19 protein-coding genes are annotated in these 25,984 nt (G+C 63.2%); 11 read left to right on the plus strand and 8 right to left on the minus strand.

Translation table 11 applies throughout. The features are described 5' to 3' along the window. Window positions 1-589: 589 nt before the first annotated feature. The 4 genes from ACZ5B4_RS14960 to metG all read left to right on the plus strand — a co-directional run bounded on the left by ACZ5B4_RS14960 (window position 590) and on the right by metG (window position 7,817). On the plus strand, window positions 590-2,071 hold the full coding sequence (locus ACZ5B4_RS14960) for a hypothetical protein (RefSeq protein ID WP_464912035.1): 1,482 nt from the start codon (window positions 590-592) through the stop codon (window positions 2,069-2,071). A 276-nt stretch (window positions 2,072-2,347) separates the two neighbouring features. Then, the gene (locus tag ACZ5B4_RS14965; RefSeq protein WP_464912036.1) at window positions 2,348-3,826 is read left to right on the plus strand and encodes a sulfatase; all 1,479 of its coding nucleotides are present in this window, start codon (window positions 2,348-2,350) and stop codon (window positions 3,824-3,826) included. 160 nt (window positions 3,827-3,986) lie between these two features. Next, window positions 3,987-5,441: an alkaline phosphatase gene (locus ACZ5B4_RS14970; protein WP_464912037.1), complete on the plus strand. Its 1,455-nt coding sequence runs from the start codon at window positions 3,987-3,989 to the stop codon at window positions 5,439-5,441. A gap of 303 nt (window positions 5,442-5,744) precedes the next feature. After that, a complete protein-coding gene (gene metG / locus ACZ5B4_RS14975; RefSeq protein WP_464912038.1) occupies window positions 5,745-7,817 on the plus strand; it encodes a methionine--tRNA ligase in 2,073 nt (690 codons plus the stop codon). 327 nt (window positions 7,818-8,144) lie between these two features. Here the strand turns inward: metG and ACZ5B4_RS14980 are convergent, their stop codons facing one another. Then, window positions 8,145-8,483 carry a tetratricopeptide repeat protein gene (locus tag ACZ5B4_RS14980; RefSeq protein WP_464912039.1) on the minus strand — a complete coding sequence of 113 codons (339 nt, stop codon included), beginning with the start codon at window positions 8,481-8,483 and terminating at the stop codon, window positions 8,145-8,147. A gap of 234 nt (window positions 8,484-8,717) precedes the next feature. Then, window positions 8,718-9,122: a bifunctional nuclease family protein gene (locus tag ACZ5B4_RS14985; protein ID WP_464912040.1), complete on the minus strand. Its 405-nt coding sequence runs from the start codon at window positions 9,120-9,122 to the stop codon at window positions 8,718-8,720. A gap of 348 nt (window positions 9,123-9,470) precedes the next feature. Between ACZ5B4_RS14985 and ACZ5B4_RS14990 the strand changes: the two genes are divergently transcribed. Further along, complete coding sequence (locus tag ACZ5B4_RS14990) at window positions 9,471-10,583, plus strand: glycoside hydrolase family 5 protein (protein WP_464912041.1); 1,113 nt, start codon at window positions 9,471-9,473, stop codon at window positions 10,581-10,583. Between the two features lie 919 nt (window positions 10,584-11,502). Here ACZ5B4_RS14990 and ACZ5B4_RS14995 read toward each other — a convergent pair. Then, window positions 11,503-12,846: a Gfo/Idh/MocA family protein gene (locus tag ACZ5B4_RS14995; protein WP_464912042.1), complete on the minus strand. Its 1,344-nt coding sequence runs from the start codon at window positions 12,844-12,846 to the stop codon at window positions 11,503-11,505. Window positions 12,847-13,531: 685 nt separating this feature from the next. Here ACZ5B4_RS14995 and ACZ5B4_RS15000 point away from each other — a divergent pair. The 5 genes from ACZ5B4_RS15000 to ACZ5B4_RS15020 all read left to right on the plus strand — a co-directional run bounded on the left by ACZ5B4_RS15000 (window position 13,532) and on the right by ACZ5B4_RS15020 (window position 18,460). After that, window positions 13,532-14,236, plus strand: a complete 705-nt coding sequence (locus ACZ5B4_RS15000) for a 3-keto-disaccharide hydrolase (RefSeq protein ID WP_464912043.1) — start codon at window positions 13,532-13,534, stop codon at window positions 14,234-14,236. 599 nt (window positions 14,237-14,835) lie between these two features. Next, window positions 14,836-15,783 carry a hypothetical protein gene (locus tag ACZ5B4_RS15005; protein ID WP_464912044.1) on the plus strand — a complete coding sequence of 316 codons (948 nt, stop codon included), beginning with the start codon at window positions 14,836-14,838 and terminating at the stop codon, window positions 15,781-15,783. A 136-nt stretch (window positions 15,784-15,919) separates the two neighbouring features. Then, entirely contained in the window at window positions 15,920-16,327 is a 408-nt protein-coding gene (locus tag ACZ5B4_RS15010) for a PIN domain-containing protein (RefSeq protein ID WP_464912045.1), read from the plus strand. A 503-nt stretch (window positions 16,328-16,830) separates the two neighbouring features. After that, a complete protein-coding gene (locus tag ACZ5B4_RS15015; protein WP_464912046.1) occupies window positions 16,831-17,313 on the plus strand; it encodes a SufE family protein in 483 nt (160 codons plus the stop codon). A gap of 148 nt (window positions 17,314-17,461) precedes the next feature. After that, entirely contained in the window at window positions 17,462-18,460 is a 999-nt protein-coding gene (locus ACZ5B4_RS15020; RefSeq protein ID WP_464912047.1) for a methyltransferase, read from the plus strand. Window positions 18,461-18,682: 222 nt separating this feature from the next. Here the strand turns inward: ACZ5B4_RS15020 and ACZ5B4_RS15025 are convergent, their stop codons facing one another. From ACZ5B4_RS15025 to ACZ5B4_RS15045, 5 genes are all read right to left on the minus strand, one after another. Then, window positions 18,683-19,105 carry a DUF3467 domain-containing protein gene (locus ACZ5B4_RS15025; RefSeq protein WP_464912048.1) on the minus strand — a complete coding sequence of 141 codons (423 nt, stop codon included), beginning with the start codon at window positions 19,103-19,105 and terminating at the stop codon, window positions 18,683-18,685. 444 nt (window positions 19,106-19,549) lie between these two features. Then, window positions 19,550-20,284: a site-2 protease family protein gene (locus tag ACZ5B4_RS15030; protein WP_464912049.1), complete on the minus strand. Its 735-nt coding sequence runs from the start codon at window positions 20,282-20,284 to the stop codon at window positions 19,550-19,552. A gap of 71 nt (window positions 20,285-20,355) precedes the next feature. Then, window positions 20,356-21,657 (minus strand): lipid-A-disaccharide synthase, encoded by a 1,302-nt coding sequence (locus ACZ5B4_RS15035; protein ID WP_464912050.1) that lies wholly within the window; start codon window positions 21,655-21,657, stop codon window positions 20,356-20,358. A gap of 103 nt (window positions 21,658-21,760) precedes the next feature. Then, window positions 21,761-22,699 carry a lipoyl synthase gene (lipA, locus tag ACZ5B4_RS15040; protein WP_464912051.1) on the minus strand — a complete coding sequence of 313 codons (939 nt, stop codon included), beginning with the start codon at window positions 22,697-22,699 and terminating at the stop codon, window positions 21,761-21,763. 169 nt (window positions 22,700-22,868) lie between these two features. Beyond that, a complete protein-coding gene (locus ACZ5B4_RS15045; RefSeq protein ID WP_464912052.1) occupies window positions 22,869-24,662 on the minus strand; it encodes a 30S ribosomal protein S1 in 1,794 nt (597 codons plus the stop codon). Between the two features lie 417 nt (window positions 24,663-25,079). Here ACZ5B4_RS15045 and ACZ5B4_RS15050 point away from each other — a divergent pair, with 417 nt between their 5' ends. Beyond that, window positions 25,080-25,772: an RraA family protein gene (locus tag ACZ5B4_RS15050; protein ID WP_464912053.1), complete on the plus strand. Its 693-nt coding sequence runs from the start codon at window positions 25,080-25,082 to the stop codon at window positions 25,770-25,772. Window positions 25,773-25,984 lie beyond the last annotated feature (212 nt).

Here is a 25,984-nt window from a genome sequence, read left to right on the forward strand (position 1 = left end):
CCGGGATACGCCGGGGCAACTTCAGGCATGGCGACACGTGTTGTCAAAACCCCACCACCAGCTAACGCTGGTGGCTCAGGGGCCGGCTTACGCCGGCGGCTCATGGACGCGCGCACAACGCATAAGAGATGCGCACAACGAAGAGGAGGGACGCACAACGAAAACGCGCTGTACAATGCGTGAGCGCGAGCCTCGGTTTTCGGGCGGAGCTCCCGGCGTGAAATTCACCCGGAAGCCTCCAGCGGGAGCTTCAGCCGCGAGCCTCCAGCCTTAGCGTCAGTCAAGAGCCTCCAGCCTTAGCGTCAGTCAAGAGCCTCCAGCCTAAGCGTCAGTCCAGAGCCTCCAGCGTAAGCTGGAGGTGAGGGATACTCGAACAGTTGCAGGAACGCGCTCCGTCGGGGCCGTCGTTCGATCCGAACAGAGAAGGCCGCGGAAGGATCGCCCCGCCTTTTTCCGAGCCTTTCCGACGTAGCATTGACTTGGCCGGACGGGGATACCAAGATGGTGGCGTGGCCGCGGAGGGGGCCGATCCGGGAAATGCTCGTCCGATTCGAGCCACCGACAGCGCTGGGAAAGAGGGGGACGCACGATGTGCGAATCTTGCGAAGGGGGAATTCCCCGACGGATGTTTTTGGCTGCGAGCGGGGCGGCGGGAACGGCGGCGGCGTTCACCGGCTTTGTCTCTGCTCGGGAGATGCGCGAGGCTGCGGTGCTGCCGCCGCGGGAAAGGCAGCCCGCCCGAGTGGCGGCGGTCTTCCTCTATCCGCCCGCCGAAGTGGTGCTGGCCGGTCAAAACGAGGATTCCTGGAGCGTGCACCAGTGGTTCACTTGGCCGGGCAATCAATTCGAACCGGAACGGCAGGAGGAGCGTTTTTCGGCCAAAATCCGGGAAATCGCGGATCGGCTGGGCGTGGTCGTGGAATTCGCCCCCCAGGCCCTCTATCAGGAAGCGGCGGTCGCCCAATACATCGAGGCCGTCAAGGCATCCGCCCCCGACGCCGTCCTGGTCGTCAACTTTTGGAACACGTTTGCGCCGTGGTCGTACCGCATCGCGACGGAGGCGGCGTCGGCTGCCATCGTCTATCAGCCGGTCGGATCCAACCACCAGTTGCCGTCCGAGGCCCTTCGCGCGACGCCGGGATTGTTCTACATCCATTCGATCGAGAATTGGGCGGAAATCGAGAGGGGACTCCGATCCGTTCGAGCAAAGAAGATGCTGGCGCAAAGCCGCTTGCTGCGCGTGACCGGCCGCGTGACGGAGATGGTTCAAGCCGAGGAACCGGACCTTGGAACGGATATTGTGACCGTGCCCGCCCAGGTCTTCAACGACATTTTCGACGCCGTCCCCGCCGACGATGCGCTGGTCCGCGAGGCCGTGCAATGGAAGGCGACGGCCGCCGAGGTCCGCGACGTCAGCGACGAATACTGCATCGATGCCTTTCGCGCCCACCGCGCGGTGGGAGAAATCATGGCCCGCTACGGCGCGGACGCCATCACCATCGAGTGTCTTTTCCTTCAGCACCGCAAACCGTGCGTCAGTTTCGGCCTCAACAACGGCGATCTGATTCCCTGCGGCTGCGAGAATCAATTGGACGGCACGTTGACGCAGATGCTGGGGCGGTGGCTGTGGGACCGCGCGGGCTTCATGCACAATCCCGAGTTCGACACCAGCGAGAACCGCTACTTCGGCGCCCATTGTACGTGCGCCACGAAACTGCAAGGCCCGGAAGGGCCCAGCCGACCCTTCCTCGTCCGCCCGTTCTTCCACCAAATGCCCAAGACGGCGGCCCTGGACGTGCAGTGGCCGGAAAACGAACCCGTCATCCTGACGAAGTACTATAGCGGCCGGAAGAAGCTCTGCTGCTGGACGGGTCGTTCGCTGGGCTCCCCCACGTGTCCGCCCGTCGGCGGATGCGCTACCCGCGTACTCGTCGAGATCGACCGCGTGCAGAACGTGTGCGACATTTACCCGGGAGTTCATCCGATTCTGTTTTGCGGTACGCCCGGCGAGGCCCGCTCGCTCAAGGTGTTCGCCCAAATGTATCGAATGGAGCTGCTAGGAAACGTTTAACCGCAGGGACGGCGTCGCTGCGTTTCGCCTCCGGCGCGAAGCCCTCGGTGCGGGCCGTTTTCGTGCCCGCGGGGAATCGTTGCGCGAGATTCCAACGTCGATTCCGCGCTGCCGCGGCCGGGTTCCGCCGGCACATGAACTTCGCGTTTGGCGGGTCGTGTTGTCAAAGCCGCACCACCAGCTTACGCCGGCGGCTCAGCGACGTCCGCACAACCAACCCCACCACCGGCTTACGCCGGCGGCTCGTGGACGTGCGCACAACGAAGAGGAGCCATCATGAACCTGTTTCGCGGATTGGCGGCCTGCCTTGCGGCACTGGGAGTGACGATCGCGGCCCCGGCTGAAGATCGCGCCCCGCCGACCAACGTCCTTTTGATCGTCGTGGACGACCTCGGCTGGACCGACGTCGGCTGTTACGGCAGCAGTTTCTATGAAACGCCGCATGTGGACCGGCTGGCGGCGGAGGGGATGCGATTCAGCGACGGCTACGCGGCCTGTCCTGTGTGCTCGCCGAGCCGGGCGGCGATCATGACGGGCAAGTGGCCGCAACGGACGGGCATCACCGATTACATCGGCGCCCCGCAACCCCAAGCTTGGAATCGCAACACGCGCCTGTTGCCCGCCCCGTATCAAACACGACTGGCACTGGAGGAGCGGACCTTGGCCGAGCTTGTCCGGCAGGCCGGGTACGCCACGTTCTTCGCCGGAAAATGGCACCTCGGTCCGGAGGGTTATTGGCCGGAGGACCAGGGGTTCGACTTCAACCTGGGCGGCATCGACCGCGGCGGGCCTTACGGGGGTAACAAGTACTTTTCCCCCTATGGTAACCCGCGTTTGCCGGATGGGCCGCCCGGCGAGCACCTGCCGGCCCGACTCGCCCGCGAAACCGCCCAATTCATCGAGAACCATCGCGACCGCCCCTTCTTGGCCGTGCTGAGCTTCTACTCGGTTCATACGCCGCTGATGGCGCGCGAAGACCTCCGACAAAAGTACGAGGAAAAGCGCGCGCGGCTCGGCTTGGAGGCCCGGTGGGGGCGCGAGGGCGAACGCGACGTGCGGCTGGTTCAAGAGGACCCCGTTTACGCCGGCATGGTCGAGGCCATGGATCAGGCGGTCGGCACCGTCCTCGATAAACTGGATGAACTCCAATTGGCGGAACGAACCCTCGTGATCTTCACCAGCGATAACGGGGGGCTTTCCACCAGCGAGGGCCGGCCGACCTCCAACCTGCCCTTGCGCGGCGGCAAAGGATGGATGTACGAGGGCGGCATTCGCGTGCCGCTGATCGTGCGGCAGCCGGGCACGGTCCCCGCCGGGGCCGTCGACGCCACTCCGGTTTGCGGCATCGACCTGTTCCCCACCGTCGCGGAACTGTCCGGCGTCAAGCTCGCCGCGGATTCGGTCGTGGACGGGCAAAGCCTGGTAGGGTTGTGGACCGGCGGGACGCGGCCTGCCGAACGGCCGCTTTTCTGGCACTACCCGCACTATGGCAACCAAGGAGGAGCGCCTTCCGCCGCCGTCCGCCTGGGCAAATGGAAGCTGATCGAATGGCATGAGGATCACCGGCTGGAGCTGTACGATCTGGAGGCCGACATCGGAGAAACTCGAGATTTGGCGGCGACCCGGCCGGAAATCGCCGCGTCGCTCGCCGAGCATCTGCACGCCTGGCAGCAAGAGGTGGGCGCCCGATTCCCGACGGAAAACCCCGCCTTCGACCCTACCGCGCCGAGCGGCCGCGCCGCGCATCGCCGGTGAACACTTCTCGCGGCTTTCGGAGACGTTTTTAACCGTTCTTTAACATTCGCCCGAGCCCGACGGCGTATAATCTTTCCCGAGCGTCCCGAAGCGTTCGCGGGCCGAGCGACGTCCCTACGCCGTGAACCGATAGCGTGTCCCGTAATAGGAGAACCCGACCATGCAGCGTGTTGTTGCCCGATTTGTCGCCCTCATCGTGGTTTCGGCCGTGTTTCTCGGCTGGAGCCGCGATGGTTTCAGCCAAGAGGGAAGTCCCGCCGCCAAGCCGGCCAAGAACGTCATCCTGATGATCTCCGATGGGGCGGGATACAACTCCTGGTTGGCGACCGAGTTCTACCACGGCCGCCGCGGCAAGGAAATCTACCTGGCCGAATGTTGGTTCCACATCGCTTGCACGACCTTCCCCCTGAATACCAGCAGCAAGCCCAAGAAGTCCGGCGTTCAGGACGAGGCCGTGGTCTACGATCCGGCCAAGGCCTGGGACGAGGAGCAGGGCTACCGCTACTTGAAGGCCACGGCGACGGACTCGGCTGCCGCAGGGACGGCCCTGGCCACGGGCGAAAAAACATACAACAACGCCATCAACTGGACCGACGACGATCAACCCATGACGGGAAAGACCTTGCCGGAGATCGCTCACCGGCTGGGAAAATCGGCCGGCGTCGTCACCTCGGTGCAATGGTCGCACGCCACTCCCGCCACGCTCGGCGGGGCGCACAATGTCAGCCGCAACAATTACGTTGAGATTGCCCGCGAAATGCTGTCGGCCGACTACTTGCAAGTCATCATGGGGGCGGGGCACCCCTGCTACGATAACGACGGTCGCAAGCAAACCGACGATCCCTCGGACAAGGATTGCCAATATGTGGGCGGAGCGGAGGAGTGGCAAAAACTGACCTCCGGCAACCATCCCAGCGGCTGGACGTTGATTCAAACCGTGGAAGAGTTCGAGCAACTGGCGGAGGGCGAGACGCCGGCGAGGGTCGTCGGCACGGCCCAGGCGGCCACTACGCTTCAGCAGGGTCGCGGCGGTGCACTCGGGCTGGTCAAAGAGGCCGTCCTCAAATCCAAGCCCTTCGAGGTCCCCAAGAATCAAAACGTCCCCTCCTTGGAACTGATGGCTCGGGCGGCTCTGAACGTCCTCGACAACAACCCCCAAGGCTTCTTCCTGATGATCGAGGGCGGCGCGGTGGATTGGGCCAACCACGCCAACCAAGAGGCCCGCATGATCGAGGAACAGACCGACTTCCTGGCGGCCGTCCAAGCGGTCTGCGATTGGGTGGAAAAGCACAGCTCTTGGGACGAGACGCTCGTGATCTTGACCTCCGATCACGACTGCGGTCTGCCGTGGGGACCGGAATCCGACGTGCAGCCTTTCCAGCCCATCGTGGACGCCGGGGCGGGCCAAATGCCCGGCCTGCGTTATAACCACACCGGCCACAGCAACTCGCTCGTTCCGGTCTTTGCCAAAGGACCGGGGGCCGCACGCTTGAGCGAATTCGTCCGCGGCAAGGACGAACGAGCGGGCAAGACTTGGGGCTTCTCCGGCGAGTACATCGACAACACGGACGTATTCCGCCTGATCGAGTCGGTGCTGCAACCAGCGCAGCGTTAGTTCGCGCTCGCGTGTGGGAGACGGCGTTTGCCGCGTGCATGCTTGCTTGAGCCGACGGCGCAAGTCGGCGTTCAAAACACCGCCTGCATGCGCCGATTGCGGCGGGCGTTCCACCGCGGGCCGAAACGCGAGGCTTGGGCGGCGTTCGTTCGCCTCCGCGCGGTCGGCGACCTTCCGAGAACGTCCGGCGGGGAGTAGAATACCGGCTTACCTATTTCCTCGAAAAGGTCGGCCGGCGTTTCCGCACGCCACCGTCGCTTGCGGCGGTACGCTCCGGCCCGCCCCCATGCAGCCGCGACCGCCATGACTCCACGACGCATCTTGGTCACCAGCGCCCTGCCGTACGCCAACGGCCCGATCCACATCGGGCACCTGGTGGAGTACATTCAAACGGATATTTGGGTCCGTTTTCAGAATCTCCGCGGCCACCGCTGTCTGTACATGTGCGCCGACGACACGCACGGCACGGCGATCATGATTTCGGCCCAGCGCGTGGGCATTCCGCCCGAGCAGTTCATCGAGATCATGCACGCCGCGCATGTGCGGGATTTCACGGGCTTCGACATCCGTTTCGACAACTACGGCAGCACGCACAGCGAGCAGAATCGCCGCATGTGCGAGCTGTTCTGGAAGGCCATGCGAAGGGCCGACCTCGTAGCCGAGCGCGAAGTCACGCAACTCTACGATCCCGCGGCGGGGGTCTTTCTGGCGGACCGCTTCGTCAAGGGCACGTGCCCCAATCCGGCGTGCCGGGCCCCCGATCAGTACGGCGATAGTTGCGACCGTTGCGGCTACACCTACAGCCCCACCGACCTGATCGACCCCGTCAGCACCATCTCCGGGGCCAAGCCCGAACTGCGGTCGGCCGTGCACCTCTTTCTGCAAATCGAAAAACTTCACGACTTTCTGGAAGAGTGGACGCAAAGCGGCGATCACCTGCAACCGGAGATCGCGAATTACCTCAAGGGGCACTTCCTCAACGAACCGCTGCGGGACTGGGACGTATCTCGGCCCGCCCCCTACTTCGGCTTCGAAATCCCCGACAGTCCCGGCAACTATTGGTACGTCTGGTTCGATGCCCCCATCGGCTACGTCGGCTCCACACTGCAATGGTGCGAACGCACCGGCGAGAAGCTGGAGGACTGGTGGTGGAATCCGGAAACCGAAATCCATCACTTCATCGGGAAAGATATCACGTACTTCCACTGTCTTTTCTGGCCGGCCATGCTGAAGACCGCCGGTTTGAATCTGCCCAAGCAGGTCCACATCCACGGATTCCTGACGGTCAACGGCGAGAAGATGTCGAAGTCCAAGGGGACGCTGATCCGGGCCGAAACCTATTTGAAACACTTGGATCCGTCCTACCTGCGGTACTTCTACGCCTCCAAGCTGTCGTCGCGGGTCGAGGACATCGACCTGAACTTCGAGGAGTTCGCGGTCAAGATCAACTCGGACCTGGTGGGAAACGTGGTGAATCTGGCCAGCCGGACCGCCCGCTTTTTGGAGGGCGATACGCTTTCGGCGAGGTATCCGGAAGACGGCGGCCTGTTCGCCCGGGCCGCGGCCGAAGGCGAGGCGATCGCCGAGGCCTACGAGTCGTGCGATTACGGACGGGCGATTCGCATGATCTTGGCGGCGGGAGACCGAGCCAATCGCTTCGTCGAGCAGGCCGCTCCCTGGAATCTCAAGAAGGACCCCGCTCGGCGCGAAGACCTGCGCGACGCGTGCACCGTCGGCCTGAACCTGTTTCGCCAGATCGCCGTCTATTTGGCCCCCGTGCTCCCGCGCTTGGCCGAGCAGACCGGCCGATTGCTCAACGATCCGATCGTGTCGTGGCATCAGGCGCAGGTGCCGCTGACGGGCCGGCGAGTCGAGAAATACACCCATTTGATGACGCGTGTGCCGAAGGAAGGAATCGAAGCCATGACCGCGGAAAGCCGAGAAGGCGATGCACCCGCCCCTGCCGCGAACGGAGCGGCCGCCCCTCTCTCCCCCGCCACGCCCGGCGAGGATGACGGGCCCCTGCGGGCCGAGCCGTTGGTCGAGCAGACCATCTCCATCGATGACTTCGCGAAGGTCGATCTCCGCGTCGCCCGCGTCGTCTCGGCCGAAGAAGTCGCAGGCGCCGATAAGCTCCTCAAACTGACGCTCTCCTTGGGCGGAGACCATCAACGAACGGTGTTCGCGGGTATCAAGAAGGCCTACCGTCCCGAACAATTGATCGGCCGGCTCGTCATCTGTGTCGCCAACCTCGCCCCTCGCAAGATGCGATTCGGGGTGAGCGAGGGGATGATCCTGGCGGCGGGGACGGGCGACAGTCAGGTCTTTCTATTGGCACCCGACGATGGGGCCAAGCCGGGCCATCGCGTGCATTGAACGCCGCGATGCGTCACGCCCCACCGCGGAAACGGCGGCGGTATGCCGAGCGGCCAGGGCTTTTCCCCCACGGGCTGAAACCGGAGGTCGGCACATCGCCGGTCGGCTGCCGGTTCGCGCTTGCGCGGAGGGCGTCGCGCTTGCCTTAAAACCAATTCTCCGCGCCGTCGCCGTGAGCCGGCTGCGGCGGCACGGCGTCTCAGCTCGAAATCCACGGCGTTTCCGCTCGCGCCGGCCCGAGGCTCGCACCCTGAAAAGCATGCGATGCTCGAACGGCCTCGCTCCGTCGCGGCCGCGAATCTCCGGGCGGGCACGATTTCGCCCCGGTCAGCCTTGCGTCCGCTTTTGCAGGGCGGCCACCTGTGCCTGCCGGGCTTGCCACATGGCCTGCTCGGCCTCGGGAATCATACCCGCCTTTTGGCAAATCAGGCTGAGGGAGATGAAGCTGAAGGGGTCCTCCGGTTCCAGCTCACAGACCTTCTGGGCGTGGGAGACCGCCTTTTCGTGCTCGCCCAACTTGCTGTAGAAGACGCTCAACGCGGCATGCGCCAGCGGCCAATTCCCGTCCTGCTCCAAAAGCTCGTGGAGCTTGGCGATCGCCCCGTCCAGGTCTCCCTGTTGCTGCAACGCGATTGCCGCATCGTACATTTCGTCCAAATTCGCCATGATCGACTTTTCTCCCTGGGGCAAGGAACGGTGTCTTGGTTGGGAGCCCTCGGACTGCGTTGGAAAGGTACCGGCCGCGGATGCTCACCGCATGAAGGAACCCTTTATCGTATGCCGCCGCGAACCCAAGGGCTAGTGCCGCTTGCAGCGGTTCGCCGCACGCGCCGCGTCGGCGGTCGAGATGATCGGTATCGCACAAAGCGGCTTGAGCCGTCGGTGAGAGCGGGCGGTCGATTAACCGCCGAGGGCCTGCTCCAACACGCTCTCGTCGACGAAGATCGGCAGGGGGGGACTGCAACGCACGGCGACTGCGATGGCGTCCGAAGGCCTTGCGTCGACCGCCACCAACTCCCCGTTATGCCGCACCCGCAATTGCGCGAAGTAGGTATGCTCCCGAAGCTCCGTGATCACCACGTCCACCGGCTCCACCCGCAATTCGTGAAGGATATTGACGACCAAATCGTGGGTCATGGGTCGCGGCGTGGTTTCTCCCACCACGCTGCGCCGGATGCTGAAGGCCTCCACGCTGCCGATCACGATCGGAAAGGCCCGCGTGCCATCTTTCTCTTTCAAGATGATGTACTGTTCGTCGCTGGTTTCGCTGAGGATCAGCCGCGCCAGTTCCATTTGCACGGGCATTGCATCCACCTTGTTTGGGAATCGTCTCGGGGCAGAGCGGGACGAAGCCGTCGGGCAAGCCGCCGAGCCCTGCAATGACGCGACGGGGCAACGCCCCAACCCGCAAAGGGACGGTTCGCACGGATTCGGCGGTCCCCTTTTTGCTTATTGTAATCCCGGCCGGACGGAAGGAACCAGTGGCGATTCCGTCGGGGCGCGGCGCGGGCTTGGGCTGGAAAGCCCCCCATCGCCGCGATACCATGGGCGCCAATAGCCACCTCATAAGTCGGAGAAAAAACCCTCCGCGCTGTCGCAATCTTCCGACTCGCCGCGGCAATCGTGTCTTTCCAGTTTCGGGAGGTGCCTGCCATGCGTACGTTTCCGATCGAATGGGGTTGTGGTTTCGTTCGAGCAAGGGGCCGAGCGCTCACCTTGTCGGTTGCGATGTTGCCGATGCTGGCAGTCGTCATGCCCGGGCCGCGGCAGTGGGGAACGATCCTTGCCCAGGAGGCTGCGGCCGCAACCCAAGCCGATTTCCCCGACGCCGCCCGGATCAATCGCCGTCTGGGACGCGGGGTCAACGTGATCGGTTACGATCCGCTCTGGCGGGACCGCTCACGCGCGCGGTTCGAGGCCGGCTTTTTCCGCATGATTCGCGAGGCGGGTTTTACGCACGTCCGCATCAACCTGCACCCTTTCCGCGACAATCCACGCCAAGAATCCGGAAAGTCGGTCTTGCGGCCCGAGTACCTCGAGACCCTGGATTGGGCCGTCGCTCATGCCTTGGAGGCGGACCTCGCCGTGATCCTGGACTTCCACGAATTCCAGGCCATGGCCAAGGACCCGGAGGCGTTGAAGCCGGCCTTTCTGGCTTTTTGGGAGACGATCTCGCGGCGATACGCGGATCGTCCGCCGCAACTATTGTTCGAGTTGCTCAATGAACCGAACACCAAGATGACGGCCGAAATGTGGAATCAATTCGCGGCCGAGGCCTTGGCGATCGTTCGCAAGACGAACCCTCGCCGGACGGTCGTGATCGGACCGGCCCAGTGGAATAACATCTCGCATCTCGATCGGCTGGTGCTGCCGGAGGACGATCATTGCATCTTGGTGACCGTCCATTACTACAGTCCGTTCGATTTCACGCACCAAGGGGCGGCCTTTGCCGGCAAGGCCGACAAGGTGGGGATTCGTTGGGGCACGGAGGCCGACCGGCAGGCGATTCTGGCGGACTTCGATCGCGCGCAGGCCTGGGCCGAAGCCAACCGCCGGCCCCTCTATCTCGGCGAGTTCGGCGTGTACGACCGCGCCCCGCCGGAGGATCGCGTCCGCTGGCTGAGCTTCGTCACGCGGGAAGCCGAACGGCGAGGTTGGAGCTGGGGTTACTGGCAATTCGACGGCGATTTCATCCTCTTCAACATCGCCGAGAAAAAATGGGTGGAGCCGGTGCTCAAAGCGATCATGCCGGAGAACGAAAAGTAGCGGCTGAGGGGATTTCGGACAGCCTTTCGTAACAGGCCGCACGGCCGGCAAAGTCCCCGGGGCTTGCTGCACAAAGATTGCCGCATTATCCGCCTGTAACATTCAAGGCAGCGAAGATTTTCGCCTTTTCGCTGCCGAGACGGAAATGGCGGTCTGTCCGACTTGGCAAGACAAAGGGCCTGCGAAAAGAGGTCGGGCCGTCCATCGGCGACAAACCCGGGAGTCCGAATGCCTCACGGCAGTGAATCACCGGCTGTAGCTGAAACGCAAGTCGATTCTTATTCTTACTTTGCGTTTTTTTCGCGCTGCGGCGCGAACCGAAAATGTTTTGCGCTTGACTTTCTATTTGAGGTGTGTATTTATAGAAGTGGCGAGAGTGATCGAAACCTCGCCGGAACCTCCAGCCGAAACAGGAGACGGAAGCATGTTACGAAAGGGTATGCGGTCCAATCCTGGCTGAAGGGCGTCCGACGGCGGCGTCGGGCGCCCACGTTGAGGCGGTCGATTTTTCCATGATGTGCTCATGGTCGAACGACAGGAGGGCCTATCGAAAGCAGTCTCATCTCTTCAGCGTGCTGCCTTCGGCAAGACGTGATGTGACCGAGATAAGGCCTGCAAATAACTGCGGTACCGGCCGACGCGGATCGTGACCTGGCGTGTCGGACTCGCATCGTCGGGCGATGCCCCTCGGGCGGATCGAAAAGCCGGGTTGAAGGCGTACAATGCCGAAAGGAACGCGCCTCCGCGCAGCGTACCGTTCAAACGTGCTGCCCGCATGTGGCATGCCCCGGCCTGTTGCGTCTTGCGTCATGCATCTCGAACGAACGAAAAGAGCGAGAGGCTGAACGCCTCTCGCTCTCGTTTTTTTGGGCCGCGCCGGGCCTGTTCATGGCCCGCCGGTTCGATGCCTGTCACGCACTCAGACCTCCAACGTCCACGGGGCGCGGTATTGTTTGGTCACCAGGGCGTCGGCCTCGGGATCATCGAGCACGCGCTCGTTCTTTGCGTCCCAGCGGATCTTGCGACCGACGCGCCACGCGATGTTCATAAGGTGGCCGGGGGTCGTGGCCAAATGTCCCGCCTTCACGTCGGCCGGCGGCGTTCGGCGGCTCTTGATGCAGTCGATGAAGACCCGGGCGTGGGCTTGCAGGCTGGTCACGTGAACGTCCTGCTTAAAGGCGTTCGGCACGGTCACGTCGGGCCGAACCTCTTGCTCCTTCCCCTTTTCCGGCTCCCAGGAAATGGTGTACCCGCTGCGATCGATGGTCAGCGAGCCTTTGGTACCGTAAAAGCACTTGGCATGCGACCGCTGCTGGCGGCGCGCCGTCCCGCTGAACGTGTATTGAAGCAAGAAACCCTTCTGGGCCACGGGGGTGGCCGGATATTCGCAGACCGACACGAATGAGTCGGGCCACTCGGTATTGGTCTTTTCGAAGGCGTAGAAACCGCCCATCGCGGCGGCGCTGAGGGGAGCCTCCGCCTGGAGGAACCAATGCACGATCTGGTAGTGATGCACGGCCCAATCGACTTGCCAGCCGCCGCCGTAATCGAAGAACCAATAGAAGTACGCGAAACGGTTGACGTTGTAAGGGACTTTAGGGGCGGGACCCAGCCAGAAGTCCCAGTTCAACTCGGCGGGGGGGTCGGAATCGGGGGGCGTGCCGAAGCCGGGATACAGGCAGTCGAAGTCCCAAACCCGGACTTCGCTGATTTCACCCAATTGACCGGACTGAATGATTTCCGCGGCCTCTTGGTAGTGCGGCCAGCTACGCTGCTGGGTCCCGATCTGTACGACCCGGTTGTATTTTTCCGCTGCGCGGACCGCCGCTCGGCCTTCGCCGATGGACGTGCCCAGCGGTTTTTCCACGTAAACATCCTTGCCCGCCTGGCAGGCGTGGATGGTGGGCAGCACGTGCCAATGATCGTTGGTGGCTACGATCACGGCGTCGATGTCCTTGTTCTCTAACATCTTGCGGTAGTCGGAGTAGGCCGCGATCGCTTCGCCGCCGAACTGTTTTCGGGCCTCTTCCAAGCGACCCGCGTGGACGTCGCAGACGGCGATGACCCGAGCGTCGGGCAATCGCTTGTGAGCGGATGCGACGGCGCGACCTTCGCCGCCGCAACCGATCAAGCCGATGTTGACGGTCTCGTTGGCGCCCGCCGCCGGGGCCTCCGCCCGAATGATCGCTTGCGGACCGAACCAGGCCGCCGCAGTACCCGCAGCGGCTGTTCCCAAGAATCCACGTCGCGTCGTTTTACCCATAGCGCCTCTCCTGTCTAAAGATGTCAAACTGTCGTCCTAAGCGAAAAACCGGGATCTATTGTGCCCGTCTGTCTCTTTCGCCTGCTCACTCGTTGCGAGTCTTCCGTGGAAGTGGGCCGGGCCGGCCGCGGGCCAAATGTTGATAGAATTTGGTAAGATTGCGTCGGTCGGACGGATGCTCCAAATTATTCCCATCGCGGGCCGGTGCGTCAAACCTTTTGCGCCGGGAGCGCGGCGTTTGCATGTTGCGGATCGCGGAAGCAGTGACCCACGCCGCCGACCTAAGCCGGTGGTGACGGCATAACAAATTGGTTTTTCAGCCTTGCGTGTCGGCCGGCGCCGCAAATCGAGCTGCGGCCCCAGGCGCGTTCCATGGCAAACGTGCGGCACGATGGGGGGCCTGCGCTCCATCATGGCGGACATGGATGCCGACGCCTCGCCTTGGGCACCCTGCCCACCGCCCGCAGGGATCGTCCACCGGGCCCCGAATTCCGGCAGGAACCGCCGCCTTGTGACGAGGACGGTCGCGTCCTAAGATGAGCGGTAGCGGGGTTTTTCGCGCGGCAACGGGACGTTCCGGACCTCGGTCCGTGGAAGCCCCGGACCGCTTGGCCCGCCGGATGTCTTTTCCGCGAGGGCCGAAACCGAATCATTGAGGAAACGCTGTTTTCGAAAGGGTCTTGCCATGAATCGGGTTTGGTTATGTTGCGCTTTGGCGGGCCTGTCGGCCCTGTCATCGTTGGGGTTGGGGGAAGAGGCAAAAACGGCGGGGCATCCGGATTCCGCGGCCTGGGAGGACCTGTTCACCCCCGATCTCTCCAATGCCACGTTCCCCAAGGGAGTTTGGACGTTTCAGGACGGCGTCCTCACCGCTTCCGAAGATCAGTGCATTTGGACCAAAAAAGAGTACGCCGATTTCGTGATCGATTTGGAGTTCAAGACGGAGCACGAGACCAACAGCGGCGTCATCGTTTATTGCAGCGATCCCGGCAATTGGATCCCCAATTCCGTTGAGATTCAAATCGCCGACGATTTCGCGGAGAAATGGGCGAACGCCCCGGCGAGCTGGCACTGCGGGGCGATCTTCGGGCACCTAGCGCCGAAGAAGTCGGCGGTCAAGAAGCCCGGCGAATGGAACCGCATGACCGTCACCTGCCGCGGCCCGATCATCACGGTCGTGCTGAACGGCGAATTGGTCACCGAAATGGACATGCGGAAATGGACCTCGGCCAAGACCAATCCGGACGGCTCCGACATTCCCCCCTGGTTGAGCCGTCCCAAGGCGGAGTTGCCGCAGAAGGGCCTGATCGGATTGCAAGGCAAGCACGCCGATGCCCCGATCTTCTTCCGCAACATCAAAATCAAGGAATTGTCCGATTCCGACCAATAGGGGGGGCCGGTTCCGAGTTCGAGACCGTTCCCCACGTGGCTGTGCCTGATTCCGCTGGATTGGCAAAAGTTGATCGACCGAATTCTTGCAGTCTTCCCACCTTGGGCCGGCGTCCGTGGATCACGGTTGCGAGCTAGGCTCGCCCTGCGTCGCCTCCGTCGTTTCGCGAGCCAGGTGCCGGATACATTTCGGACTTAATCAGGCTTCGCCGCTGATTACGTTCCGGTGTGGATCTCGGACATGGCAAAACGTGGCCGCCCGATTCCCGCTCGGACGGGGTGATACGCTCCGGTTGTAAGAATCTCCGAATTTCGACCCGGCAGTTCGATCCGCAGATGCAAACGGGAGATTTGCTGCGTGACACCCGGTGAACATGAAAGCACCGCAAAGCCACGCATTAGAGGGCGAGCGTAGCGAAGGCCCCGGATGTCACTGTGACCGCGTTTAATTCTTGCCCAGGAAACCGGCTGCTGCTTTGCAACACCGAAGACCGTGGACAGGCCTCTTGCGGAGGCCGATCCGTGACCGCAGAATATGGCGCAGGGGCAACGAGAATGGCAACCTGCGTGGGCGGGATTACTTCCCACGAGGAGGTGTCCTTGAATCCGGTCACGCACACAATACGGCTGAGAAGCTCCGCGCATTTCGGTCGGAAGGCTCCGCCGGAGCCGTTGGGGACGGTGTTGCAGGTCATTCCGACTGCGGTCCGGCGGTCTGTGTTGATGGCAGTTCAGGGGAGGAGTACGGCCCGGCAAGCTCGCCCGGATTGGTTGCAGGCAGCGACTGACGTGCGTCTGGTGGATTACGCGGGCGAAGATGCGACGATCCTCCGGTTTTCGTCGCCCCGGCTCGGTGACGCGGCGCCCCAACTTTACGAGCAAAAGCAGTTATGGCCCACGCTGCCGGACCCGAAGGATACCGGTCTTGACCTCCTGGCCGACGTGCTAACGGACGTAGCTTTCGGTGATCCGGATAGCGACCGTTTCGACCGGACATTGCTACGCCAACTGGCTCGTTTTCGGCCGGCCCTCGAGAGTGCCTTCGAGGTGATCGAGGTGGTAGGAAGCCGCCATCGTAACAAGCGCGCCGCTTGTTTGGACATGACAGTTTTGGAAACCGCCGAGCATCTCCGGACCAGCACGCCGGCAAGCCGGCCTGCCCGCGTGGCAGGGGTTTTGGACATGGTGCGGGCCAGCACACGGACCTTCGTTATTCACTTGGATCAAGGTGAGCAGTTGCGCGGCGTTCTGGCGGTCGGCGATATTCGCCGGATCGCGCCCTTGCTCGGGGAACGGGTGCTGGTGTCGGGGCGCGTACAGTATAAGCCATCCGGACGTCCGTTGAGGATCGATGCAGAGTCGGTAAGCCGCGCGGTCGGCGATGTCTCGCTCTGGGGCCGGATTCCGCCCCCGACCGGTCGGTCCCTCGATACGTACCCGCTGCGGCAGCCGCAAGGTCCGAGGTCCGGCGTAGCGGCAGTTATCGGCCACTGGCCCGGAAACGAAAGCGATGAAGAGATCCGCGGCTGGTTAAGGGAAATCTCGTGACGATCGGGCCCGACACGCTGATTCTGCTAGATACCAATGTCGTGCTTCATCTAGCAGCCTGTTGAAAAAGTGTTTGCTAGCACAACTGGTAGCGGTTGCAATCGGCTTCCACCCACGACGGCTTGTGTAAGCGTTTTTGTTTTTCAACAGGCTGCTAGCGCGCAATGATACGACGGGCCAAGCCATCGAGTCCCGATACGCTCTCACGTCGCGAAGGGAGAGACCGCTCATTTCCAGCATCACGGAAGGAGAGCTTTTCGGCTTCGCGTACTACAGGCGATGGGGGCAGTCTAAGCTGCAAGCGCTACGCGAGATGTTGCGCAATTTCGTCTGCGTGGACGCCGGGCTATTTCCCGTAGTCGAATGGTACGCGCAGTTTTACGCTGAAGCGAGTCGCCGTGGCGCGCCCCGCGGGCAAAACGACCTTTGGATTGCAGCCACAGCGAAGGCGGCCGGCGCTGCGCTCCTGACCCGCGACAAGGACTTTGATTGGCTCAATCCCAACTTCCTAACGGTCATCAGGGTGGCCGAAGATGATGAATGAAGCGGGCCTTGTGCGGCTCCCTTCGTTTGGCGGCAAGCAGGGAGCGGATGTGGGCGAGTGGGCAAAATGGGCGACGGTGCGATCGACCCCAAAACGATCCGAGGAGATCGGCTTACGGACGCTCGCCCTGCGTCGCCTCCGTCGTTTCGCGCGCGTATTTCCCAGTTACTGCCCCCCCCCACTCGCGTGCACAAGCCATGCGTCGGCGGTCCTTCTGTGAACAATAAACGCACTTGCATACGTAATTAATTGTGAGTTGTTCCCTACCGTGGGGTAGTATAAAATACCGGAAGGGTAAGCCGAACCGCATTTTCGGCTAGACTTCCCTGGATGAGCGCCGTTCCGGTATCCAGGCGGCCTTTTTTTCGCAGTAAATGCCTCGGGAAGGTTTTCGATCCAAAGACCAAGCCTCCATATCGCGACGTTGACGCCGCGTCAGTACCATGCTCGACCATTCCACAACGTCCAGCCGTCGAGAAGACTCTTGCTGTGCAACGGAAAGCATGTGCGAATTCGACCGTGCCATGTCGGCCGTCGAGGCGGAATTCGCCGGGGTGGAGGAATGGGAAGAGCGGTACCAAATCCTGGTCGAGTTTGGCGACACCCTGGAGCCGTTCCCCGACGAATGGAAGAACGAGGAGCACCGCGTCCACGGGTGCCTGAGCACGGTTTGGATGGTCTTTTCGTGGAGCGATGATGATCCTCCGCGGCTGCACGTCGCGGCCGACAGCGACTCGCCGATGGTTAGGGGATTGCTCGCCATTGTATTGCGGATCTACAACGGCCGGACCCCGGAGGAAGTGCTTTCTTGCGACATTCGCTGCCTTTTCCAGCGATTGCAGTTGGAAAAGCACCTCAGTTACAACCGGCGGAACGGTCTGACGGCCATGATTCGCCGGATTCAAGACGCGGCCCGGCAAAAGGCGGGAGCTTTCCCGCAGACGCCGGCGGCGGCAGGGAATGCCGCGGGCACCGTCGGGGCATGATTTCCCGCCCCGGGAATGGGCGCCTTCCCACCGTTTCGATTCCACCTCTCCGACATCATGTTTCTCTGCGAGACGGGGCACAACGTGTCTCGTTCGGCATTACCTCGGAGTATTCGCAATCCATCCCCTTTGATTGGAGGAAGGGCTTGTGACCGATATTGCGGAAACCAAAGCGTGGTTGATGGGTTTGAGCGACGGCTTTCGGCAGGCCTGCATTCTGGGGGCCGCCGCGGAATTGGGGATTTTTGACGCCCTCTCGCCGCAAGGGGATACGGCCGCGGAGTTGGCCCGGCGCACGGAGACCGACTTGCGTGCCCTGACGATCCTGCTGGACGCATTGACCGCTATTCAGGTCCTCAAGAAGGAGGCCGATCGTTACCATGTGACGGATGCGATGCGGGCGTGCCTGTCCGATCATTCGCCGGTCACTGCGGCCCCCATGATCCGGCACCGCATGAACGTCATGCGAGCCTGGGTGCAATTGGCCTGGACGGTGAAGTCGGGCATACCGGCTCCCAAGCCTTCCGGCATTCGAGGCCCCGCCGCCGACTTGGCCGATTTCATCCTGGCCATGGAATCCGTATCGCGGGATATCGCGGACGCCTTGGTCGCCGATTTGCAGCCGCTGGAGTTTCGGACGCTGTTGGACGTGGGTGGGGGACCGGGCACCTGGACGTTCGCCTTCCTTCGCGCCCTGCCCCACGCCCGGGCAATCTACTTCGATCTCCCCCATGCCGTGGTCCAGGCCCAGCGATTGGCTCGGGAAAAGGGGCTCAGCGACCGCATTCAGTTCGTGACGGGCGACTTCTACGCGGATCCGTTGCCCGGCGGAGCGGACTTCGCTTGGGTCTCGGCGATCGCGCACCAGAATTCGCGGGAGCAGAACCGGGCATTGTTCCGTAAGGTGTTCGAGGCCTTGGCCCCCGGCGGGAGGATCGCCATTCGCGATGTGGTTCTGGAGCCTTGTCGCACTGCTCCCTTCGAAGGAGCGCTCTTCGCCGTCAACATGCTGGCGAACACCCCCAAAGGCAATACCTATACGCTGGCGGAATACCAAGAAGACCTGCAAGCGGCCGGTTTTCGGGAACCTTTCCTCCGGCTCCGTTCGGAGGCCATGAACTCGGTGATCATGGCCCATCGCCCGTGACGCCGGGTAGAACGCTGCGCGCCGGAGCGACCGGAGGACGCGGCGTGCCGGGCGGTCGCCAAGTGCTCCCAAGAAAAAGGCTCAGGCCGAGGGGATGGCGTGCATCTCCTCGGCCCGGCATTGAATACGACTATTTACCGACTTCAGGCATTTGCGGCCCAGGTTCGCGGCCCCGACGGCGGCGCTTCCCTGCCGGGCATGCCTGTGTCCGGTCGGAGGTTGTCAGCCTTGCGGCCGCGGTTGGCTGGGCATCGCCCGAACCCGCTTCTGGATATCCGTCTCCAACACGCCGAAGGTAGCTTCGTGCCGCTGGAGCGTCAATTGCAGCGCGTGCAACATCCGCTTGGCGGTATAGAAGTTCATCACAATCCGCTGGTTGATGACAATGGGTTGAGAGGGAACCCCGATCGGCTGCGGATTGAGTCCGAAGTCGATGATCAATTCCTCCGGCGTGCCCGTCACGCGGCAAAAGTTGGCGTACAAGGCATTGACCTTGCTGTCATCGATTTGCAGGGCGACGCGCTGCGCGGCGGGCTGCTGCGGTTGCCGCTGGACCTCGCCCGCCGGCTGTTCGCCGGACTCCTGCTTTCCCTCGGCGGCCGTCACGGGATCCTTTTCCTCGGGTAAATCGAATGGATTCGACACGGCTGACTCCCTTTCTGTGATAAAAACGTCCGACACAACTCCGACGGCGAGCCGGGCAAGCAGTGCCTCACAACATCCACCGTCGCCGAGACCGCTCTCGGCAGCCAAACCGAAACCCCGCGTCATCGAAGCGGACGCCGTCGCCCGCAAACACGCCCAACGGGTATCGGTACCAATCTCTGGGGAATGCCGTCCGCGATTCGCAGGACGAACTTCTTCTTCAATATAACACAGCGTTTCCAACGCCCAACGGCGGATCGACCGAAACTCCACCTGCGGGATGCATTTTGCGATGACACGTCTTGCGCAGGCTGCGCAATCGTTAAATTCCGTCTTGAGAGACATTGCCGTCTTGCCGCGATCGGCATGATCCGGCGAATGCGGCGGTTCTGCGGGACACCGCCCGCCGAATCGCTTGTTCGCGCCGGGCTCAACCCGCTCGCTCTACCACCGCATCGTGAGGCCCGCGTAGTTCATATAGGCCAAATAGCCGAACAAGATGGCCAAGAACCAATTGCCGGAGAGAATGCACAAGGCGGCCATGGCGCCGCCGATGACGAAGGACATGGCCGCGGCGCGGTAAGCGCCCAAGGCGGGATTGCGCAGGCCCAACAACTCCCGGGCGATTTGGCCGCCATCCAAAGGAAGGACGGGAATCAGGTTCAAGACGCCCCACGCAATGAGCACGAAAAACAGGTCATTGAGGAAATCGGTCATCCAGGGGCTGATCACGACTTCGCGGAGCAGGACCATCACGCCGAGGGGCGGTCCGACGTAGACGATGGTGTGGAAACGCAGGAGCATCAAGATCGCGGTCAGGGCGGCGGCGGCAGCGAAGCCCGCGGCCGGGCCGGCCGCCGTGATGAGGATTCTCGCCGCCGGAGAAAGCCTTCCGGCGTAAGGATTGCGCATCACGCCGAATTCGGTGTATCCGCCCAGGCCGTAGAGCGTGATGCTGGGATAGAAACCGAAGGACTGCATGGTGAGGGCGTGGCCCAATTCGTGCAGCAACACGCCCACAAACGCGGCCAGCAACCAACTTACGATGCCGAAGAGGTCGCGGTTTCCCGCCCCCAGGATCGCAATCGCGATCCAGAAGAAGGGGTGTACGCGGACGGGGATGTTGAAGATCACGAAGTGCAGGTCGTAAGGCGTTTGGGATTGTCCCCCGCCGAGCATGAGTCACCTCCATCCGGGGCGAAGGGGAGAGCGCAGGGCGGCTGCCGCCCCCTTGCCGACCGATCCAAAAGTCAATGCGTCGCGGCGTTGCCGGTGCGGGTCGGGCCGGCGGCCGACGGTTCCGTCGCGGTTCGGCCCCTGGCGCGGTCCACGGCTTGATAAACGGCTTGGGCGGCTCGGCGCGACGCCCCTTCCCAAGCCAAGGCGCGTTTGAGCGAGGCCAATCGTTCCACGACTTGCTCGCGTCGGGCCGGCTCCTGCAACCAGCCGATCAAGTGCCCCGCCATGTCCTCGCTCCGATCCCGATACGTCAAATATTCGGGAAAGACGGCCCGGTCGGCACGCGGCGAACGGGGATCGTACAGCCGCAGGTCGGAGTCGTCCAGGCCGCCGTCCGCCAGTAGGTTGACCAGGGTAATATACCTCACGCGCCGAAAGCGATTTTGCACCCAATACGCAAAGGGGTTGATGTAGTACACGATGACGCTGGGCTTCTCTTGATACAGCAATTCCAACGAGACGGAGCCGGAGACCGACACGCAGCAGGTCGCCGCGCGGATCAGTTCGGGGGTCCGGCCGACGTAGAACCGCCAGCCGGGCAAGGCTTCCACGCCGCGGTCGGTCCAATCTCCCGTTTCCACGGCGGGCGGATTCCGGCCGGTTGCCTTGACGGCGAAGCGGGCCGCGTGTCTCTCACGGAATGCGGCCACCGCGACACGGACGCCGGGCACCGCCGCGCGGACCCGCTCCACGCAGCGGTACAGCATCCCCGCGTTGGCCTCGATTTCCTGATCTCGCGAGCCGGGCAAGACCGTCAGCAACGGCCCGCTCTCCATCGCCCCGCGGACGAAGGCTTCATCGTAGGCATGGCGCGCCGCCTCGTCGAAACTGGGATGACCGACGTAGGTGGTGGGGCAGCCCCGGGCCTGAAACCAGGATGCCTCGAAGGGCAGGCAGGCGAAGGTGTGGTCGATCAACCGCCGCATCTTGGTCACCCGCCACCGTGCCCAAGACCAAATCTGAGGCGGGACGTAGTAGAAGACCGGTACGCCGTGCTTCTTGGCCGCATGGGCGATCCACCAATTGAAGCCGGGATAGTCGATCAGAATCACGGCGTCGGGGCGGTGATCGCGGAGGTAGGCCTCCGCTTGGAAGTACAGCCTACGATAGAAGAGCAACGCTCCGCCCGCCCGGCGGAACCACATCACGGCATGTTGCGTCAGGTCTTGGAACAGCGCGCAACCGGCCGCGCGGAGGCGGGGTCCGCCGAATCCCACCGCCCGCACCTTATCATCCCAAGCCCGCAATTCGCGGAGCAATTCCGCCGCGTGCTGGTCGCCGCTCGGTTCGCCGGCCGAGAAGAAGAGCAACATGGTATCGGTCTGAACCTCCTTCGCCGGGCCGACCGACGCCCGGCGCGCGACCGGTGTCGCCCGGTTTCTCCATCCTTGTACCGCCGCCGCTCGCTCCCCCCGGTCACACATCGATCGCGGAGGCGTTCAGCGAACCGTAGTCGCGGGCCGGCGCGTCCAAAGGGACGACCATATCTCGCGCGTGGTAGCTGGAGCGGACGAACGGGCCGCTCGCCACGCGGTGGAAGCCCATCCTCCGTGCCGCCCGACCGATCTCGTCGAACTCTTGCGGGTGGAGGAAGCGGACGACGGGAAGGCTCTCGGGCGCGGGCTGAAGGTATTGCCCCAGCGTCAGCATTTCCACGCCCGCCTCGAGCAGATCGGCGAACGTATCGAGGAGTTCGCCCCACGTTTCGCCCAGCCCCAGCATCAGGCCGCTCTTGGTGCGGACGGCCGGGTTGCGGCGCTTGATGCGGCGGAACATTTCCAGCGTCCAGCGGTAGTCGGCCTTTCGCCCGCGGACCGTGGGATACAACCGCGGCACGGTCTCAGTATTGTGATTGTAAACGTCGGGAGCGGCGTCCACGACGCGATCCACCGCTTCGCCGTTGCCCGCGAAGTCGGACGGCAAGACTTCGACCGTGGCGGCACACCGCTCGCGGACGGCGGCGATGGTCCGCACGAAGTGCTCGGCCCCGCCGTCCGGCAGATCGTCGCGGGTGACGCAGGTGATGACGACGTGCCGCAAACCCAGACGCCGCGCGGCCTCGGCCACCCGCTGCGGCTCCGCGGGATCGACCGGCCGCGTCTTGCCCTTGGCCACGCTGCAAAAGCCGCACCGCCGCGTGCACACATCGCCCAAGATCATGAACGTGGCCGTGCGGTGGGCATAGCACTCCATGCGGTTGGGACACTTGGCCTCTTCGCACACCGTGACCAGGGACAAATCCTCGATCACGTCGGCGGTGAACCGGCCGGCGTCCCCCTTGGGGATGTTACGTTTCAGCCAGCGCGGCAGCGAGGGACGTGGAGGGGAGCCGGTCGTCGGCGAAGTCGTTTCCATGGATGATCGCGCACTTATTCGAGATGAAACTACGCCCGACGCCGCGGAATCGCGAGGAGTCGCTGCCTTTCCTCGCGCAAGGCGATGCGGGTCGGCAAAACGCCGCATCGATCGGCCGCGGCGATCCGAGCGGACGGATCCTTCACCAGCACCTGCGGTCGAGCCGTTGTTACCATTTTAGGCCGAACTTGGCGCCGCCCGGCGACTGCCCCAGCCCGCCCTTGAGCGGCCCGACGGGCTTGAGCTTCTTGGCCGGCTTGGGCGGTTCCGCTTCGGCCGACGGTTCTTCGCCGGCTTCCGCCGGTTCGCCGGCCGCGGCCTCCTCCGCCTGCTTTTGCAGCAGGGCCTTGATGGACAGTCCGATGCGGCGGGTTTCCGGATCGAACGACAGCACCATCACGTCCACCGCGTCGCCTTCCTGAACGACGTCCTTGACGCGGTTCACGCGCTTCAGCGACAGCTCGGAAATGTGGACCAGCCCCTCCACTCCCGGTTCCAGTTCCACGAAGGCCCCGAAGTCCATCAGCCGCGTAACGGTGCCCTTCCAAATGCTGCCGGGAAGGTACTTTTTGCCGGCCTCGTCCCAAGGGTTGTACATCAGGTCGCGGTAGGCCAGGCTGATCTTGCGAGCATCACGATCCAGCTTGTCGATTCGGACCTTGATGCTCTGGCCTTCGCGGAAGAGTTCGCTGGGATGTTTGACGCGTCCCCAGGCCATCTGGCTGACGTGCAGCAATCCCTCCGCCCCACCGATATCCACGAAGGCGCCGAAATCCATCAATTTGCGAATCACGCCGTCGCGGACCTGTCCCGGCGCGAGGGAATCCCAGAGCGCCTTCTGAGCCTGCTCACGTTCCCGTTCCAGCACGGCGCGGCGGCTGAGCACCAAGTTCTTGCGCTGGGGATTGACCTCGATCACCAAGCAGGTGAACGTTTGCCCGACGTAATCCTCGGGACTCTCCACCCGAAAGAGGTCGATCTGGCTGATGGGGATGAAGCCCCGTAGGCGGTTGACCTGGACTTCCAATCCGCCGGAATTGGCCGCTGTGACCTTGGCCTCGACGAGCATGTCCTTGGCGATGTCGGCCCAGTCGGCCACGTCGGCCGCCGCCGCCGGCAGCGTCAGTTCGTACAGCCCTTCCTCCGGGACGTACCGCACCACGCGGACCTCCACCGGTTGCCCGACCTCCGGCGGCTCGCGAAACCACTTCATGGGCACAATGCCTTGCTCCCGCGAGCCAAGCTCCACGAAGACGTTCTCCCGGTGGACGGCCAAGATTTTTCCCAGATGGCGGGAATCGGCCTCCAACCTTCCGAGCTTGACCTTCTCCGTCGTCTCGTCGATCAACGAGTCGAGCGAGGCATCGCCCAACGCCTCGTCCAGCTCGCGTTGCAAGTCGGGCGGGAGCGCCTGGCGCTTGAAAGAAACGGCCGGGGTGCCCACCGGCTGAAAGTCGCCCACGGACTCCGCGACCTCGGCTTTGAGGCGTTCGATCTCGGCGTTCAGGCGGGCCTGCTCCTCGGCAGCCTCGTCGTCTTCTTCTTCCAAGTCGTCCGCTGGGAAATCCCCGACGGGCTGCGGCATCACGTCGGGAAGGGAATCGGTCGCCGGAGCCGTGCCGCCGGCCTGCGAGACCGGCTCCGCGGCGCCGTCGTCCGCCGTTCCGCTCTTTTTTGCCGTGGAACTCTCCGCCGCGACGGGAGGCCGTCGCTTGCCCGGTGTCAAGGACGCGCCCGGCCCGGCGCGGTACGCGGCGGGATCACGCTGCGAGCCGATCAAGATCTTCCGCTTGGCCGGGCGTCCGCTCGCATCCAAGGCCGCTTCTCCCGCGGAATCTTCTTGGTCGCCGCGCTGCTCGTCGGAAGGCGGAACCTGAACCCGCGGCTCGTTTTCCGGCTCCGACTGAGGGCGGACTTGACCGGCCGAATCCTCCGGCGACGGGTGAACTGGATCGCTCATCATTGCGTCAACTCTTCATCGAACACATTGCCAATGCCATCGACTCGCGGCGACCGGTCCGGGTCGTTTGCGGGAATGAAACACGAGCGCAGCTACGGCGTCGGCGTAGCCGGAAGGTAGCTCACCCCTTTATTGTACGGCGGTGCCGCATGCTACTCTAGGACGGTCCCGGCCGATGCGGCACGCGAGCCGGGGGCGTAGCCGGGGCGTAAGTGCGATCCTTGGGCGTCAACCCGATGTGGAAAGACCGCAAAAAAGGTCGCTCATGAGTTGACAATCTGCGAGAATTAGGCAGACTTACTTGGGGAACAGTCTCTAAATCTGAACCGCCGCCGGATCACCACGATCCCAGGCGGAGATCGTGGTCGAGCCGGGCTGGGCCGCGTGACGCATTCGCCCGACGCACTGGGGACGCCTACCATGAACCAAACGAAAAACGATGAGCAGATCTTTGCCCTGTTCCGGCAAGAGCTTTCGACGGCGATCGTCGGCGAAGTGCTGGATCAGTTCGGGCTGGGGGCGCAGTTTTTGCCCAACGCCATTCGGCCCTTGGAGCCGCGGATGACGATCGTCGGCCGGGCCATGCCCGTCCTATTCGCCGACTGCTTCGAGACTTTCTCCCCCAGCGGTCTCAACCCCGTCTTTGCCAAGCCCTTCGGCTTGATGCTGGAGGCGTTGGACGATCTCCGGCCGGGTGAGGTCTTCCTCGCCACGGGGGGGCGCAATCATTTGGCGATGTGGAGCGAATTGATGACGCTGCGGGCACAGCGGCTGCGCGCCGCCGGGGCTTTAGTGGACGGTTGCGTCCGCGATACGGCCGCCCTCCTCCGCATGAATTTCCCCATCTTCTGCCGCGGCTCGTTCGCGCAGGACCAACGTATCCGCGGCAAAGTCGTGGACTTCCGCGCCACCGTCGAAATCGGCACCGTCCGAGTCCGTCCCGGCGACTTGGTGTTCGGAGACCACGAGGGCGTCTGCCTCATTCCCCAAGGGGCCGAAGCGGATGTCGCCAATGCGGCGGTGGAACGAGCGCGAAAACGTTCCGAAGTCCGCCGGGAATTGGAGATGGGGACCTCAGCCGTCGAGATTTTTGCCAGACACAATATGATTTGACGGCCTTCCGATGACACAAGGGATAACCCATATTAGTGGAAATGCCTCCCTTTTCGGTGGGGCGACGACGAAATGGTTCGCCCGGGTATAATAACTATTCGGCTTCGGGTGATGCGGCGACGTCATGCCGAGGCACTCCGCGAGTTAGGAGATTCAAACCGGCTGAGCTGAGTATTTCGGGCGCAGGCTTGTCCCGAGTCGCTTCGTACTGG

This window comes from Thermogutta hypogea, assembly GCF_055386265.1.

Excerpts from the sequence above, each read along its gene's own strand:
- ACZ5B4_RS14960 (WP_464912035.1), top strand. The coding sequence starts at position 590 with ATGTGCGAATCTTGCGAAGGGGGAATTCCCCGACGGATGTTTTTGGCT.
- ACZ5B4_RS14965 (WP_464912036.1), top strand. The coding sequence starts at position 2,348 with ATGAACCTGTTTCGCGGATTGGCGGCCTGCCTTGCGGCACTGGGAGTG.
- ACZ5B4_RS14970 (WP_464912037.1), top strand. The coding sequence starts at position 3,987 with ATGCAGCGTGTTGTTGCCCGATTTGTCGCCCTCATCGTGGTTTCGGCC.
- metG (WP_464912038.1), top strand. The coding sequence starts at position 5,745 with ATGACTCCACGACGCATCTTGGTCACCAGCGCCCTGCCGTACGCCAAC.
- ACZ5B4_RS14980 (WP_464912039.1), bottom strand. The coding sequence starts at position 8,483 with ATGGCGAATTTGGACGAAATGTACGATGCGGCAATCGCGTTGCAGCAA.
- ACZ5B4_RS14985 (WP_464912040.1), bottom strand. The coding sequence starts at position 9,122 with ATGCCCGTGCAAATGGAACTGGCGCGGCTGATCCTCAGCGAAACCAGC.
- ACZ5B4_RS14990 (WP_464912041.1), top strand. The coding sequence starts at position 9,471 with ATGCGTACGTTTCCGATCGAATGGGGTTGTGGTTTCGTTCGAGCAAGG.
- ACZ5B4_RS14995 (WP_464912042.1), bottom strand. The coding sequence starts at position 12,846 with ATGGGTAAAACGACGCGACGTGGATTCTTGGGAACAGCCGCTGCGGGT.
- ACZ5B4_RS15000 (WP_464912043.1), top strand. The coding sequence starts at position 13,532 with ATGAATCGGGTTTGGTTATGTTGCGCTTTGGCGGGCCTGTCGGCCCTG.
- ACZ5B4_RS15015 (WP_464912046.1), top strand. The coding sequence starts at position 16,831 with ATGTGCGAATTCGACCGTGCCATGTCGGCCGTCGAGGCGGAATTCGCC.
- ACZ5B4_RS15030 (WP_464912049.1), bottom strand. The coding sequence starts at position 20,284 with ATGCTCGGCGGGGGACAATCCCAAACGCCTTACGACCTGCACTTCGTG.
- ACZ5B4_RS15035 (WP_464912050.1), bottom strand. The coding sequence starts at position 21,657 with ATGTTGCTCTTCTTCTCGGCCGGCGAACCGAGCGGCGACCAGCACGCG.
- lipA (WP_464912051.1), bottom strand. The coding sequence starts at position 22,699 with ATGGAAACGACTTCGCCGACGACCGGCTCCCCTCCACGTCCCTCGCTG.
- ACZ5B4_RS15045 (WP_464912052.1), bottom strand. The coding sequence starts at position 24,662 with ATGATGAGCGATCCAGTTCACCCGTCGCCGGAGGATTCGGCCGGTCAA.
- ACZ5B4_RS15050 (WP_464912053.1), top strand. The coding sequence starts at position 25,080 with ATGAACCAAACGAAAAACGATGAGCAGATCTTTGCCCTGTTCCGGCAA.